General features: G+C 53.4%; 10 protein-coding genes. 2 read left to right on the top strand and 8 right to left on the bottom strand.

All coding sequences use genetic code 11. The features are described 5' to 3' along the window. Positions 1 to 10: 10 nt before the first annotated feature. The 4 genes from J0A68_RS03215 to J0A68_RS03200 are packed head-to-tail and all read right to left on the bottom strand — an operon-like array spanning position 11 to position 5355. Positions 11 to 1237 carry a glycoside hydrolase family protein gene (locus J0A68_RS03215; RefSeq protein ID WP_206576740.1) on the bottom strand — a complete coding sequence of 409 codons (1227 nt, stop codon included), beginning with the start codon at positions 1235 to 1237 and terminating at the stop codon, positions 11 to 13. Continuing rightward, positions 1234 to 2691, bottom strand: coding sequence for a sulfatase (locus J0A68_RS03210; RefSeq protein ID WP_206576739.1), 1458 nt, complete (start codon positions 2689 to 2691; stop codon positions 1234 to 1236). Before J0A68_RS03210 ends, J0A68_RS03215 begins: the two co-directional genes overlap by 4 nt. A 3-nt stretch (positions 2692 to 2694) precedes the next feature. Beyond that, positions 2695 to 3741 (bottom strand): Gfo/Idh/MocA family protein, encoded by a 1047-nt coding sequence (locus J0A68_RS03205; protein WP_206576738.1) that lies wholly within the window; start codon positions 3739 to 3741, stop codon positions 2695 to 2697. Positions 3742 to 3759: 18 nt separating this feature from the next. Beyond that, positions 3760 to 5355, bottom strand: a complete 1596-nt coding sequence (locus tag J0A68_RS03200; protein WP_206576737.1) for a sodium:solute symporter family transporter — start codon at positions 5353 to 5355, stop codon at positions 3760 to 3762. A gap of 196 nt (positions 5356 to 5551) precedes the next feature. On the opposite strand from J0A68_RS03200, the gene J0A68_RS03195 reads away from it, so the two are divergent. After that, complete coding sequence (locus tag J0A68_RS03195) at positions 5552 to 7231, top strand: sulfatase family protein (protein ID WP_206576736.1); 1680 nt, start codon at positions 5552 to 5554, stop codon at positions 7229 to 7231. 125 nt (positions 7232 to 7356) lie between these two features. Here the strand turns inward: J0A68_RS03195 and J0A68_RS03190 are convergent, their stop codons facing one another. The 4 genes from J0A68_RS03190 to J0A68_RS03175 all read right to left on the bottom strand — a co-directional run bounded on the left by J0A68_RS03190 (position 7357) and on the right by J0A68_RS03175 (position 14034). Then, complete coding sequence (locus J0A68_RS03190; protein ID WP_206576735.1) at positions 7357 to 8157, bottom strand: universal stress protein; 801 nt, start codon at positions 8155 to 8157, stop codon at positions 7357 to 7359. Positions 8158 to 8336: 179 nt separating this feature from the next. Then, positions 8337 to 9869, bottom strand: a complete 1533-nt coding sequence (locus J0A68_RS03185; protein WP_206576734.1) for a RagB/SusD family nutrient uptake outer membrane protein — start codon at positions 9867 to 9869, stop codon at positions 8337 to 8339. Between the two features lie 27 nt (positions 9870 to 9896). Further along, positions 9897 to 12989, bottom strand: coding sequence for a SusC/RagA family TonB-linked outer membrane protein (locus tag J0A68_RS03180; protein ID WP_206576733.1), 3093 nt, complete (start codon positions 12987 to 12989; stop codon positions 9897 to 9899). A gap of 496 nt (positions 12990 to 13485) precedes the next feature. Further along, the gene (locus J0A68_RS03175) at positions 13486 to 14034 is read right to left on the bottom strand and encodes a 2'-5' RNA ligase family protein (protein ID WP_206576732.1); all 549 of its coding nucleotides are present in this window, start codon (positions 14032 to 14034) and stop codon (positions 13486 to 13488) included. Between the two features lie 208 nt (positions 14035 to 14242). On the opposite strand from J0A68_RS03175, the gene J0A68_RS03170 reads away from it, so the two are divergent. Continuing rightward, positions 14243 to 15157, top strand: coding sequence for a universal stress protein (locus tag J0A68_RS03170; protein ID WP_206576731.1), 915 nt, complete (start codon positions 14243 to 14245; stop codon positions 15155 to 15157). Positions 15158 to 15417 lie beyond the last annotated feature (260 nt).

The following is a 15417-nucleotide window of genomic DNA, read 5'->3' as shown; positions in this document are numbered from 1 at the left end:
GGTTGATTGCTTAGTTGATTTTCAGGGGAATGTGGACGTTGAAGGAGCTTCCGTCCTTCTTGCCGTTGACATTGTCCACCGCCGCGGCGGCGTAGAGGTAGCGGGGGATGCCCTTCTTGTCCAGCAAAAGCTGGGGGCGCTCTAGGCGGCTCAGCTTCTGCAGCGACCCATCGGCCAAAGTGATCTCCGGCTTGAGAAACTGGGGATATTCGCCCAGCTTCCAGTCTATCCCATCTTGGGACTCCAGGATCGCCAAATCCTTGGGATTGCCTCCGGAAATCCTCCCGGTGAAGTCCTTGACCACGGCAAAAAAGCGGCCATAGGCCTTGGAGTACCAGACATAGGGATCCTCCGCGCTGGCAAAGGAGCCGTCCGGCATCTTCACGTCAAAGATGAAGTTGTCCTTGGGAACGAAAGGCCCCGTGGGGCTCTTGCTCGTGGCCACGCCATGCACCCCTTTCCAGTGCGGCTCGTAGATGTTGCCTTTGAAAAACAGCATGTACTCGCCGGTATTCGGATTGTAGTCCACGGAGGGATTCACCACGATGAGGTTGTCCGGCTTCACTTCCGTGCCGGGAGCTGAGGGCAGCAGGACTTGGTCTGCTTTGACACGGGTGCGTGGACTGAGCAGCGGCTCGGTAGGCCGTTCAAATTTTCCCGCCAGCAAATCCTCAAAGGAGGAAAATTCGATCACGCCGATCTGGAGGCTCTGCTGCACACGGGATCTCCGGTCGAGGTCGGGAGCGACTTCTTCCCCAGCATCCCTGCCTCCGATATAGTAGAGGTAGTATTTGTCCCCAAACTGGCGCAGGTGGGGATTGTGGACGGTCTGCGCATCCCAGGATGCTTGGTCTCCATCGTGGAGAGCGCCCGTCAGGATGATTTTTTGAAACTTGAAATCCCGGTCAGGATAGTCCGACACCGCATAGCCCAGCTTGCTCTCCAGCACCCAGCTGTTGTTGAAGACATCCCGCTCGGGGCCGCTTTCCCAGAGGGAAAAAACCATGTGGTACTTCCCGTCTCTGCCTTGCAGGACACTTGCCCCCCAGACAAAATAGCCATCAAGCTTCAGCACCGCGGGGCCTTCGAGGTATTGGCTTTCGCCTTTCGCCAGGGAGGCAGCCACGGGCTTTGACTCCACACGAAGTTGTTTTTTAGGCGTGCTCGCTCCTAAACATCCCAGCAAAAGGACAGTCAGAAGGAATTGAAAGGGCTTGATGGAAAAGGAAAACTTCATTTCGCGCTGCGATAGGTTTTGTTCAGGTCATTGTCTCGTACTTCGGCGAGCTTGTCGCGCAGGCGCTGCTGCATCTCGGCAAGCGTGTCGGCGTATTCAGGCAGACCGGCAAGGTTGGTAAACTGCTTCGGATCTTGATACATGTCAAAGAGCTCCATGCCGGACTTGGCGTCTTCGTCGTATTGGATGTAGGCCCAACGATCGGTGCGAACCAGGTAAGTGTTCCCGTTTTGGGTCACGGAGAAAGCCATATCCCGCACTTGGGCTTGGGTATCTTTCAGCACCGGCACCAGGCTTTTGCCTTGGATGTTGCCGGGGATTTTTCCTCCCACGAGATCCACGAGTGTGGGATAGAGGTCTACCAGCTCTGTAAATGACAGGGAAGTACCGGCCTTCATTCCCGGTGCCTTGATCAGGAAAGGCACCTGCACCGACTCCTCGTGAAGGCTCACCTTCATCCAGAAGTCATGCTCGCCCAGATGGAAGCCATGGTCAGAGGCAAAGACGACGATGGTATTCTCCTCCAATCCCTCTTCCTTCAGCGTTTGCAGAATCTTGCCGACCTGCGCGTCCATGAAGGACACCGAGGCGTAGTAGCCCGCAATGGCCTTTTGCTTTTGGGCATAGGACATCTGCCCGTTTTTGGTAGTCACATAGTTGATCCCGCGCTCCGGAATGTCCGCCCAGTCATTTTCCACCACGGGCGGAGGCACGATCTGCTGCCAGGGATAGGGGATAAAATACTTCTCCGGCGCGACGAAGGGCACATGGGGGCGCACCAGGCCTACCGCTAAAAAGAAAGGCTCCTTCTTGTGCTGGCGGATCAGCTCGGTGGCTTTGGCCGCGGCCATTCCATCGGCATGGTCCAGCTCGCTGTCCGAAGCCTGCACGATGGTCATCACGTTGCCACCCTTGCGGGCTGTGCTGCCATCGGGATTGCCCTGGACTAGCTCGGCCTTGCCGGGAGCTTGCCACTCGGGCGCTTTTACGTTGAACTTTTCCGTCCAGGAGGCGGCATCGTCTGCCCCATCTACCCCTTTCTCGATATCCCCAGGCACACCCATGTGATAGATCTTGCTGACCCGCGCGGTATAGTAGCCTTGGTTTTTAAACCATTGCGCGAGCGAAAGGCGATCCGGGCCCACCTGCTCCCTGCCACTCACGTAGCCATAGGTCTCCGTGGCGCTGGGGTAATAGCCAAACATCATGGATGCCCTCGACGGACCACAAACCGGAAACTGCGCATAGGCCCGGTCAAACTGGACCGATTCAGCCGCCAATTGATCCAGGTAGGGAGTCTGCACGACTTGGTTGCCATAGCTGCCCAGGGCAGTGGTCGTCAGGTCGTCTGACAGGATGAGCAAGACGTTGGGCTTGGATTTTTTCCCCTGGGAAAAAGAAAAAAGCGGACTCAGGGCGAGCAAAAGGATGAGGATATATCGGATCTGTCTCATAGGCTAAAATGTGGAACTCAGGTACACCCGCTCGACCAGCTCCATGGTCTGAAGCGCGTCTGCTACCGAGTGGATCAGTGGAAAATCAGGGTCTTGAAGGTGGTTTTGGAGTACGGCCATGCTGCCGACGAAGGCCTCGGGAAACCAATCCCCCTGCAGTGGAATCTCCTGCCAACCGGCGTCGGAGCCGCTTTGGAAATACTCCATGGAAGAGGGCCGACCCTTTGGATAGTCGAGGGAAAGGCCAAGAAGGATAAAGACCGCCCCTTCGGTTCCTTCCACTTTGAGGTAGGATTGCTGGTGTTTTCCTCCAAAGGAATGGCCGTGGTTGGTGAGAATGCGGGCTTGCTTTGCGCCCTCATACTCCAGCAGGATGCTGCTGCGGGCATCCGCCAGCTCCGGTGTCTTGGGATGCCGCGCGAGGGAAGCGCTTACCCGGGTTGGGTTGCCGGCCAGGGCGCGGACGAGGTCCAGGTAGTGGATGCTGTGGTAGAGCACCTCCATTCTGGGTTTGGTTTTGAGAAAATCCCAAAGCTCCCATGGCGTGTGCACACAGACTTTCAGCTCAATGTCATAGACCTCACCCAGCGCGCCCCGCTCCATCAAGTCCTGAAGGGCGAGCATGTAGGGGGCAAATTTCAGCTGGAAGTTCACGGCTGCGACCAGTTGCTTTTCCTCGCACAGGGCCTGGATCTGCCGGGCTTCTTCGAGGGTCTCGCCCATGGGCTTTTGGATCAAAACAGCCGAACGCTCGGGGATTTTATCCAAAACGGCAAGGATCTGATCCGCCGGGACTGCCAAGTCAAAGATGGCCGAGGAAGCCACCGCCGTCTCGATGAGCTCGTCTAGGCTGCTGCAGGCTTTTTCCACCAGGGGAAAAGCTGCTTTCGCTGCCGATGCTCTGTCCAGACTCCGGTCGTAGATCCCGACTACCCGCCATCCCGCCTGCCTGTAGGCCGGCAGGTGGGCATCGCATACGATCCCGCCCGCGCCGATGATCGCGATCGGTTTGGGGTTTGGAAGGGGGGAAATGGATTGGCGGAGGTGCATGAGGCTGGGCTTTTACGATCAGTAGAAGATGAAATAAACGAGCGCCATACAGGCCATCAGCAAGACGCTGAGGACGATGACCAGTGGAGAACTGCCCGAAAGGCTCAGGCTGGACACCGCCGGATTGGCGGCGGGCTTGGACCCAGCAAGGCTCGTGGCCCAATAGATGGCCGTGGAGACGAGGAAGAAGTACACCGTCTGGCTCATCCAGTTGATGCCAAGTCCATCGGGAGAGGAAATGAAGTTTTGGACGCCGCCTATCGTGAGGTATTTCTCGGTCAAAAAGACGCCCGCGGCTATTCCGCTTCCCAAGAGCAGGGTGAGGAAAGAAGCCTGGGAGGTACCTCTTTTGGAAAGTATCCCGAAAAGAAAAACCACGACAATGGAAGGGGCGAAGATGGAAAACATCTGGTTGATCAGCTCGAAGATGGCGCCGAGGTTTCCCAAAAACGGGGACCAAAGCACCGCCAGCACCAGCACCAGCCCGGCGGTGATGCGGCCGATTTGGATCTTTTTCCCATCGCTGAGGCCAGGCTTCAGCCGGTCAAATACGTCATAGACCACAAGCGTAGAGCAGCTGGTGAGGGCCGCAGCCACACTGCTCATCACCGCTGCCAGGAGGGCAGCCACCATCAGCCCCTTCAGGCCTACGGGCAGCAGCTGCATGATCAGGACGGGCAGCACGCTTTTGGTATCCTCTCCGATCTCGCTGCGAAACAGGGCAAAGGCCAAGACTCCGGGCAGGATCATGATAAAAGGAGGGAGTATCTTCAGAAATCCCGCGAAGACCGCGCCGAGACGGGCTTGGTTTTCGTCCTTGGCACCGAGGATACGCTGCACGATGGTCTGGTCGGTACACCAGTACCAAATCCCCAAAATCAAATGGCTAAAGAGCATGTCCCGAAAGGAAAAGCCCTTGGCTTGCGCATCGAAATCTACCGCGCTCAGGCGATCCGGAGTCACGGCAGCCTTCAGGTCAGCCAGAGAATGGATGCCGATCTCCGGCAGGGCAAAAATCGCCAGCAGGGTGATCAGCAGTGAACCGAGAATCAGGATCACCGTCTGGATGGACTCGGTCAAGACCACGGAAGAGAGCCCACCGATGATGGTATAGACCCCGGTCGCCACGGCGATGAGGCAGACGGAAAACCAAATGTTCCAGCCGAAGATGGCCTCAAATACCACCGCCCCGGCAAAGAAGCTGATCCCGATGTGCATAAACAAGGCCGCCAGAATGCTGAACAGCGCCAAGATCATCCTGGAGCGGGAGTCGTACCTTTTTTCCAAAAATTCCGGCAGCGTGACCACCTTGCTTTTGAGAAAAAAGGGAACGAAGACAAAGGCCAAGATCAGGAGCTCGACCGTGGAAAACCACTCAAAATTTCCCCAAAGCATCCCGTCCTTGAAGCCGGACTCCGCCAGCCCCACCAGATGCACCGTGGAGATGTTGGAGGCGAAGAGGGAGGCCCCGATGACCTTCCAGTCCAGGGACTTTCCCGCCAGGAAATAGCCTTCACTCGTCGCCCGCTTCTTCCGCGCATAGGCAATCCCCACCCAGACTATGCCGATGAGGTAGGTAAAAATGGCGACGGCGTCGAGTAAATGCAGGTTCATAGGGTCTTTAAAGCTAGCCAAAATTGACTTTGCTGGAGCCAAATTAAAATTATTAGGGCAAAAGCACTAAATTAGTGGCAAATTATTTTTGCCCGCTTGCCAGTTTGGGTAGATCTCCGGCCTTTTGGCGGAAATCTCTCGCAAAGGAAGCGGCAAAAGCCTAATTTCAGCCGAGCATACCCTAACCCGATTTACCATGCCAAAGATTTTTGCCTTCGTCTTGATCTGCCTCTGCAGCGCCCAGCTGGGATTTTCCCAGGGAAGCAAGCAGGCCTCCAAGCGACCCAACATCATCTTCATCATGTCCGATGACCACGCCTACCAGGCGATCTCGGCCTACGACGACCGTCTCATCGAGACGCCCAACATCGACCGCATCGCCGACATGGGGATTCTTTTCACCCAGGCCAGCGTGACCAACTCCATCTGCGCGCCCTCCCGGGCCACCATCCTGACCGGCAAACACTCCCATCTCAACGGCAAGGTGGACAACCATTTCGCCTTTGACACCACCAACGTGACCTTCCCACAGCTTCTGCAGGACGCAGGCTATCAGACGGCCATGTTTGGCAAGCTGCACTTTGGCAACAACCCGAAGGGATTTGACGAATTCAAGATCCTCCCGGGACAAGGCTCCTATTACAATCCGGAGTTTATCACCAAAAAGGAGGGAAATATCAAGGTGGAAGGCTACGTGACCGACATCGTGACCGACATGACCCTGGACTGGCTGGAGAAAGACCGGGAAGAGGAAAAGCCCTTTATGCTCATGTACCTGCACAAGTCTCCGCATCGCCCTTGGCTGATGGCCGAGCGCCACATGGAGGAATATACCAACAAGACCTTCCCGGAGCCCAAGACGCTTTTTGACGACTACGCCGAGCGCCCTGCCGCCGCGGAGGCCGAGATGAATATCCTGGAACACATGAGCTGGGCGGGAGACAACAAGCTTTTCCCCGAAACCATGGACGAACTGGGCCTGTCCGAGATCGGTCCGGACAAAGGCCGATTCAAAAACGAACTGGCGCGATTTACCCCCTCGCAGCGGGAGACTTTCCTGAAGTACTACACGAAAGTAAACGAGGACTTCAAAAAGCGATACCCCTCCATGTCCGAAGAGGACATCATGAAGTGGAAATACCAGCGCTACATGCAGGACTACCTGGGCACCATCAAGGCCGTGGACGAAAACGTGGGCCGACTGCTGGACTACCTGGAAGCCAATGACCTGATGGAAAACACCATCATCGTCTATACCTCGGACCAGGGCTTTTACCTAGGCGAGCATGGCTGGTACGACAAGCGCTTCGTGTACGACGAGTCCTTCAAGACTCCCCTCCTCATGGCTTGGCCTGGCCGCACCCAAGGCGGTGCTACTTCCGACGCGCTGGTACAAAACCTCGACTTTGCGCAGACCTTCCTCGACGCTGCGGGCGTGAAGGCACCAAAGGACATGCAGGGAGAAAGCATGGTGCCACTGCTGACCGGAAACGAAAAGAAATGGACGCGCGAGGAGGTCTACTACCACTACTATGAGTATCCTGCCGAGCACATGGTGCAGCGCCACTACGCCATCATCACCCAAGAGTACAAGCTCGTCCACTTCTACTTCCCCGAAGGCAGATGGGAGCTCATCGACCGCAAAAAAGACCCGCTGGAGCTTCACAACTACTACGACGATCCAGCCTATGCCCAAATCCGAAAAGAGCTGCACGCCCAGCTGGACAAGCTGCGCAAAAAGTACAAGGACAGCGCGGAGATCAGCCAAGGCTATATCGACCGCCTGATCGAGGATGCCGAAAACGGAAAAGTCTATGGAGCCTCCAAGGCAAAAGTGGACGCGGTCATCCAGCGCAGCCGTGAGAACAAACAGTAGGGGAGCCTTCTCTATTTAAGCGCAAAGACCTGCCAAGTTTTGAAACCTGGCAGGTCTTTTTTTGCGCCTTGGCCGGGAGGAAAAACAAACTTCCCGCAAACCGGCCTAGGCGAATCCAGATCGCGCTACCCGTGCATGACCAAAAGGGGATATTCGGTGATGGACGCCATCTCATGGGTGAAATGGCGCTGAAACAGGCCTCCTGTATCCCTGGCGACCATAGCCAGCAGGCCGGTGTCATCATGCTTGTGCAGATAAAACTTGATCCCGTCCATCACGTTGCTGTCAAACACCGTGATGCGCTCCGTTTCGATGTTTTCTCGGAATCGGGTCAGCAGGGCTGAGCGCTCCATTGCCTGCTCAAAACCCAAACTAGTGTTTTTAGGCCTTACGTTGAGTATTCGGAGCTTGGGCTCGATCATCAGGGAGGTGATCTCCGCCAGTACATCCAGCGCTTGGTCTTCTCCCACTTCCATCAGGTCAGTCGCCAGCACGACACGGCTTTTACCCGTCCGGTTGAAGGCCTCGAACCTGGCTGTCTCAGGCACGACCAAAACCGGGGACTTGAGGTGGGCAAGGACTTTGACGGTATTGCTGCCGATGAAAATCCGCTTCAGGCCCGTCGCTCCTTTGGTCCCCATCACGACCAGATCAGCGTTTTGGCTTTTCACCTGGGATTCCAATGCCGGGATCAAGCCGTCCCGCAGCAGCAGGGAGGAACATTGAAGCTCCGACCCAAAGGAATCTTTGAGCCTGCGTTCCAAAGCTTCGAGCTGGCTCAGGGCTGCCGCCTCGCTGTCTTCATCAGACAGGACATGGAGGATACTCAGACGGCCGTCCGTCCTTTTGCACAGCTCCGCTGCAAAAAGCAAGGCATTGCCAGCCTCGTCAGAAAAGTCCACAGGGACAATAATAGTCTTTAGCATAAAAATGATTTGGTTAGGTGGAGTCTCAAGATATGCATTTTAGCCCATGGTCTAAAGTTGGCCGCCTGAGGCACACAAAATTTCCCGCGGAAAAACCCAGCGGCTTTCCGAGAACTCAGCTAAACAAAAAAAGTCCGACTCTCACGAGTCGGACTTTTGAAAATAGTGCTACCAGAGAATCAATAACCTGGGTTCTGCGCGATTGGAGCAGATGTGTTGTTTTGGATTTCATCCAAAGGGATTGGCCAGATGAAGCGGTAGTCGTCGTATGGAAGGTCGTGGCTAGTCACGATCGCACGGCTAGTGGTATAGAAATCCACGTTGTTCACGGATCTGGACTGGGCTTTCAAAGGAATGCCGTTCATGACACCAGCACCAGAGAGTCTGTGGATATCAGCCCATCTGCGGCCTTCAGCCAAGAATTCGATTCTACGCTCCTGATAGATAGCTGTCAAAACGCCAGCCTGCCCTCCCAGACCTGCAGCTGTGAAAGCTGGAATGGATGCAGGAAGTGCACGGCTTCTTACGGTGTTCAACAGGGCTACAGCAGCATCCAAGTTGCCCAGCTGTGCGTTTGCCTCAGCCGCGTTCAATACTACCTCTGAGAATCTCAGGATCACGTTTGGATCCGTACGGGTTACGGGATCGATATATTTGGCGCTGTAGATACCCGCAGCGTTTCTGCTGGTCAGGTCTACACGGCGGGTATCTTCGGCAAGCCAGAAGGAAGATCTCCAGATCAGTGGAGAAATCTTCACCAGACCACGGCCACCGTTGGCTGGGTTGCCATACATTGCTGGCAAAGCGCCGTTTACAGTACCGTTGGAAGCATCTGAGTTGAGGAAAGAGAAGATGTTGTCAGAGCTGGTTCCGCCTCTGAAAGGAGTGGCGGGGTTAGGAGTCACTGCGTACAGAGACTTGATTTTCTCATACTCTGCCAATACACCAGCCCAATCTTCTTTGTGAAGAAGGACACGGGTCTTGAGGGCGACTACCGCTCCGTAGCTTACTCTGGATACAGTGCCTTTGCCTGAACCCAAGGCAGTAGCGGCAGCATCCAAGTCAGCCAAAAGCTGGGTATAGTCTTCCCCAACTGTACCACGGGGAACTGCCTCTCCGTCTGGAACTTTAGGCACATCGTTGATGGCGAAAGTTCTGTAAGGAACGCCAGCGGTCTCGGGATCGTCAGAATAAGGTCTGGCGAAGTGGATCAGGAGCTCATGATGAGCCAAAGCTCTCATGAACAGCATTTCACCTTTGTACGCATTGGCTTTCTCAGCAGTCAGCACACCGCTTGCTACAGCAGGATCGATGTTTTCAAGGATGATGTTCGCCCGGTTGATCAATCGATACAGGGAGATCCACATTCCGTTGTTGTTTGCAGACTGCGGGTTGTAGGAGTTGTTGTAGGTGATTTCGTAGAAGGCCTGGTCATTGTACATGTCCTCGCCTCTCATGTCACCCTGCTCCACGTTGGCAGCTCCGAAAGGATAGCCACGACCGTTGGTCACGGAACCGTTGTAGTACCCGCGCTGTGCGGATTCGTACACGCCCAGTACCGCAGACTCGATTCGAGCGGCAGTAGCAAATGCTTCCTGATCTGGGATCAAGTTGGCAGGGGTCAGTTCAGTTACCTCGCAGGCACTGACCACTCCCATCATAGCCGCACCGGCTAGGATAAGCTTGAAGTTTTTTATCGAAAATTTTGTCATTGTAATGCTTCGTTTAGGAGTTTGAAATTAGAACCCTACGTTCAGACCCAAAGTGTAAGTGCGGATCACAGGAGCTACGTTCCAGTCCACACCAAACGACTGCTGGCCAGAATACTGGTTGGACTCAGGATCAAGACCGCTGTATCCGGTAAAAGTGAACGGATTCTGTACCTGAGCAAAGAATCTTGCGTTGGTGATCGCACCGTTGAACGCTGAAGTCAAAGCAGCAGCAGGAACGGTATAACCCACTACGATATTCTGGATTCTTACGAAGTCGCCTTTCTCAACGAATCTGCTGTTGGAAGCAGAGTTTTGCCAAGTGTTTTGATCCTGTCCGGAGTACAGCTTAGGCACGTCGGTCACTTGACCGCTTTCAGTCCATCTGTTCAGGATAGAAGCGTGGTTGTTGGAGAATCCAAGACCCATCAGGCCTCTTACAGATTCGTTCATGATGTAGTTGCCACCGGAGAATCTGGTGAAGATCTCAGCATCCCAGTTGCCAAATTTGAAGCTGTTGCTCCATCCACCTTGCCACTTTGGAAGGGTGTTGCCAAGGAAGCTCTGAGTAGGAGCTGCACCGTTGACAGACACGTCTGCAGGATTGTTGGCATCGTAAGCTTTGAATCTCAGACCGCCTTGGCCACTAGGACGCAGGTCGTACTGCACGATGTTTTCGCCGCTGTAGTACATCGGGTTACCGTTAGCTGGGTTGACACCAGCCCAAGTGAATCCATACAACTGGGCGATAGGACCGCCAACCGCAGTTCTGTTGTAGGTACCGGTCAAGGTCTGAACCAGTTCAGTCACTTCGTTTTCGATGAACGTGATGTTGAAGTCGGTGTTCCAGGAGAATTTGCCTCTGTTGATCACGTTTGCAAAAGCTCTCAGTTCCAGACCGGAGTTTACCATCGCACCTACGTTTTGGCTGATGCTGTTGCCCGGTACACCCAAAGATGGAGCAGTAGGAGCGTCAAGGATCAAACCATCCACGTCGTTGTTGAAGTAGTCAGCAGAGAAAGTCACTTTGCCGATAGTCATGTCCAAACCAATGTTAAACTTCTTGGAAGTTTCCCACTGGAGGCCACCGTTTGCTACCTGAGAGTAGCCGATACCTGCACCGGCACCACCCAATACTGGGGAATAGCCACCGAATGCGGCAAATGCACCGATTCCGGTGTTACCTACTTCAGCATAAGATGCTCTGAATTTCAGGTCGGAGATCAGCTCAGAGTTGAAGAAGGCCTCGTCAGAAACTCTCCATCCCACAGATCCACCGAAGAAGGTACCGCGCTTGTTGTCACCGATCAGGTCAGAGATACCGTCATTTCTTACGGTGAAGGAAGCCAAGTATCTGCCTTTGAAGCTGTAGTTGAATCTACCGAAGTAAGAGTCAAAGCCACGCTCGGAGTATCCACCACCAGAGAACTGGTTGTTGTAAGAACCAGAGATCAGGTTCTGCAATCTGTAGAAGTTGTCAGAGATGTCGGTACCCTGAGCGTTGAAGTTGTAATAGTTGGTCATCTGATACTCCAGACCACCGGTTACGTTGATGTTATGGTCATCAGCGATCACGGTCTGGTAGTTCAGGGTGTTCTGCCAGTTCCAACGGTACGCTGGGTTGTAAGCCATGTACACGGAACCGTTAGAGCTACGGCCGTCACCGTGTCTTGGGTCCAAAGACTGGAAGTCGTCAGCCAAGGTCAAGTCGATACCGATTTGGGTTCTTGCAGTCAAGCCGGTGATGATGTCCACTTCTGCATAGGCAGAGCCCAACAGTCTGTGTGCACGGCTTCTGTAGATGTTGTTGTCCAGTACAAAGCCGATGTTCGGGATGTTGTTGTCAGGACCGGCAAGGTTGTTGCCCCATCCAGTAGTAGAGCCGTCAGGCTGTACGTTGTATCCGTCAAATGCAGTGTTGGCCGGATCGTAGATCGCCACGTTTGGAAGCGCACGGGTAGCGTTGTAGATCGCACCGGACAGGGAGTTTGCTCCGTTGTTTAGACCGTTGATCTCAGTCATGGAGTAGGAAAGGGAGTTTCCGATTCTCACGGCCTTGGAGATGCTGTGGTCTACGTTTGCTCTGAAAGAGTAACGCTTCAGGTCGTTGGCCACGATAGGGGACTCCTGGTCGGTGAAGCCCAGGGAGAAGAAGTACTTGGTAGCCTCAGATCCACCAGAGATGGACAGGTTGTGCTGCTGGGTAAAACCGTTTCTGAACACGATGTCCTGCCAGTCGTTGTTTTCGCCTGGTCTGGCGTTACCGGTAGCATTTGGGTTGGTGTTGGTTACTTTCTCGTTTGCGATGGTCACAAACTCGTCACCAGTCAACAGGTCGAATCTGTCCACTTCCTCGTTGACACCCATAGCCATGCTGTAGTTCACTTTAGCCTTGCCGGTGGAGCCTCTCTTGGTGGTGATCAGGATCACACCGTTGGCAGCTCTGGAACCGTAGATCGCCGTAGCAGAACCGTCCTTCAATACTTCGTAAGACTGGATGTCAGCAGGGTTGATGTTGGCAAGCGGGTTGGAAGCGTTGACGGCAGATCTGTCGTCGTCCACTACAGGCACCCCGTCGATGATGATCAGTGGGCTGGCACTGGAGCTGATGGAGTTCACACCGCGGATACGGATGATAGGTCTAGAACCCAATACCCCACTAGGAGTGGTCACCTGTACACCAGGAGCACGGCCAGCAAGCTGGGACTCAAAGGAAGGAGCCACCAGGTTTTCGATATCGGCAGAGTTGATGGAAGTCACCGAGCCGGTGATCTCTCTTCTCTCCTGGGTACCGTAGCCAGTTACTACTACCTCATTGAGGACCTTCACGTCGGTATCCATCACCACGTTGATCACGGAGCTGGATCCGATAGGCATTTCTTTGGTCAGGTAGCCAACGAAGCTGAACACGAGTGTTGCAGCATTGTCCGGAACGGAGATCGAGTAGGATCCGTCCAGATCGGTGATCGTACCTTGGGTGGTGCCTTTTACCACCACACTGGCTCCTGGTACGCCTTCTGGCTCTTCAGCCGAAGTAACCCGCCCAGTGATCGTTTTGGACTGCGCGAGTACTGACACGATGGTCAGAAAACTCAATGCAAAGCCTAATAAAACTTTCTTCATAGGTGTTTGATTTGGTGTTTTTTACATTCAGGGCGCTAATATGACATCTTCTAATGCTTGTAAACAAATTCAAAAAAACACTACCATTCCCCGTATCCCGACATTTTATTTTGCAAATACACTGTTTTAACAAATATTAATAATTTAAAAAAGCAGTCAAACCAGACCAAGCCTCAAAACAATGCCTTTGGAAGAAAAGGGAAGAATAAAATTTCTCCTTTAAATCCATAGTATTATTTAAATTCTGACTATTCAAAAAGTCCAATTTTTATGCTCAGAACCTTTCAAATTAATGTTAAAATAATATTTGGATAATATCCTGTTTTATCGCTCCAAACAGTTTATTCTTCTGAATAGGTAAAAGTGAAGGTCGCGAATATCGAAATGTTTATGACAGGAACGTGAATTTCCCCAAATTTCCTGAAACTTGATTTTTTTTGAAAAATCTTCATTTTTCTAGTGTGATCGGCGGTAAAAAATAGGATATTCCTAAAAATCAGCCTCCAAACGGCACCCGTCGATGCGGAAACCAGGCCCCGTCAATTCGCTTGAGCAGGGTGAGTTCTCCAGTAGAATATTCTGTATCGGCCGCCAGCTCCTTCACCCTATCCAAGACTTCGTAAAAATGGCCTTCCTTGAGGTCCTTGAAAGCGACCGTCATGTGGGGATGGAAGTTGCGGTCGCTCAGCTCGTCGACCAGGTGGAGCTCCCGCTTGCAAAACACCTTGAGCCGCTCCTGCAAAAGCAGCAGGGGCTCCGAGCGCCCCACCGAGAGGAAGATCACCCGCTTGCCAAACGTGTCCACTCCGGTGAGCTTGAGATCAAAAGGCCGCTGCTCCTGCATCTGCTCCGCCAGCCGCTCCAGCAGCAGCGTTTCCTTGGCCTGGTTGTAGCTGAAGGGCATTTTCAGCGTGATGTGAGCAGGTGACTTCAGCGCGTACTTGATGCCAAACTCCTCGCGCAGCTGCAGCTTGATCCCCTGGACTCGGTCGAGGATCTCGGGAGGAGGGACGAGGGCCAGGAAATATTTCTGCAGTACTTTCATGAGCTGATTGCTAGTTTGGAAAGCCACACTTGCCTAACCTTGGACAGGTGGAGTCTCTTGGGCTTGAAAACGGTCACACGTTGGCTCCACCGGCCCGATTTTATCCCCGCAAATCTACCCCCAAAAGACTCTCTTTTCCCCATTCTAAAAATTCTGTTCGATTTACTCAATCTATCTTTTAACTTAAGGCTGAATAAACCCCCAAACTATGAAATTCTTTTCCAAAGCCATGATTGGTCTGGACCTCACCGAGATGGACGACAACCTGATCAAGAAGACGGCAGTTTTTATCAAGTTTTTAGGAATAGAAAAATGCTATTTTCTCCATGTCTCCAAAAACCTGGAGATTCCTGGAGAAATCCTCGACAAATACCCCAACTTGGTGGCTCCTACCGACGAGTCCGTCGAAAAACTCATCAGTGACAAGCTGAAAGAATACAATTTTCCCGAGGAGATCGAGACAGAAGTTTTCGTGGAGGAGGGCAGCCATCCCCTGGACACCTTCCTGCGCTGGGCTAAGCTCAAGGATGTGGACTTGGTGATCATGGGCCGCAAGGACACCCTCCCCGGCAATGGCGTCTTGGCAGATGGCGTGGCCAAAAAAGCCCCCTGCTCCGTGCTGCTGATTCAGGAAAGACGGCCGATCAAGTTTCCAAAGAAGATCCTCATCCCGACCGACTTCTCCTCGCACAACCATATGATCTATGAGTTTGGTGAGCGAATCGCCGAAAAGCTGGATGCGGAGCTCGTTCCCCTGCACCTGTACGAAGTGCCCCACGGCTACTCCAAGACCGGAAAGTCCTTTGAGGAGTTTTCGGAGATCATGAAGGAAAACGCACAAGCGGACTTCAAAAAATTCGTCAGCAAACACAACCACAGCGAGCTGGAGTGTGAACTGGTGCTCAGCGACGGCAAGAATCCCGGCGCTCTGATCCTGGAATTTGCGCAGCAGATCGACGCCGACATGATCCTCCTCGGCTCCAGGGGACGCACGCGATCCGCCGCCATCTTGCTCGGCAGCACCGCCGAAAAACTCATCCATGTCAACAAATTCCTTCCTATGCTGATCTTCAAAAAGAAAGGCGAAACGATGGGTTTCTTCGACGCGCTGTTCAGAATCTGATCCCTCTCCAGCCCAGCAAATCCCCAAAAGGCCCTTCCCATACAGGAGAGGGCTTTTTACTTCGTGTCGGCCATGGCCTCCGATTTTCAAACTGCCAGCAGGAGATACGACTCGCCAAATCCAAAAAACCGGGAAAAACCGGCGGCCAACTTCCAAGTCTCCAGAAAATTTCTGCCTAAATGCTCCCTTTGCTCAACTAAATCGGGCAACTTTGGGCTTCGCTTAAAGTTTTGCGGCTTAAAAACAAGAAAGAAATCCTG

Origin of the sequence: Algoriphagus oliviformis, from assembly GCF_017254915.1 — a bacterium.
GTDB classification, from domain to species: Bacteria; Bacteroidota; Bacteroidia; order Cytophagales; family Cyclobacteriaceae; genus Algoriphagus; species Algoriphagus oliviformis.
This window is presented reverse-complemented; position numbering and strand designations above follow the sequence as displayed.

Coding starts and splice junctions, on each gene's coding strand:
- J0A68_RS03215 (WP_206576740.1), bottom strand. CDS start 1,237: ATGAAGTTTTCCTTTTCCATCAAGCCCTTTCAATTCCTTCTGACTGTC.
- J0A68_RS03210 (WP_206576739.1), bottom strand. CDS start 2,691: ATGAGACAGATCCGATATATCCTCATCCTTTTGCTCGCCCTGAGTCCG.
- J0A68_RS03205 (WP_206576738.1), bottom strand. CDS start 3,741: ATGCACCTCCGCCAATCCATTTCCCCCCTTCCAAACCCCAAACCGATC.
- J0A68_RS03200 (WP_206576737.1), bottom strand. CDS start 5,355: ATGAACCTGCATTTACTCGACGCCGTCGCCATTTTTACCTACCTCATC.
- J0A68_RS03195 (WP_206576736.1), top strand. CDS start 5,552: ATGCCAAAGATTTTTGCCTTCGTCTTGATCTGCCTCTGCAGCGCCCAG.
- J0A68_RS03190 (WP_206576735.1), bottom strand. CDS start 8,157: ATGCTAAAGACTATTATTGTCCCTGTGGACTTTTCTGACGAGGCTGGC.
- J0A68_RS03185 (WP_206576734.1), bottom strand. CDS start 9,869: ATGACAAAATTTTCGATAAAAAACTTCAAGCTTATCCTAGCCGGTGCG.
- J0A68_RS03180 (WP_206576733.1), bottom strand. CDS start 12,989: ATGAAGAAAGTTTTATTAGGCTTTGCATTGAGTTTTCTGACCATCGTG.
- J0A68_RS03175 (WP_206576732.1), bottom strand. CDS start 14,034: ATGAAAGTACTGCAGAAATATTTCCTGGCCCTCGTCCCTCCTCCCGAG.
- J0A68_RS03170 (WP_206576731.1), top strand. CDS start 14,243: ATGAAATTCTTTTCCAAAGCCATGATTGGTCTGGACCTCACCGAGATG.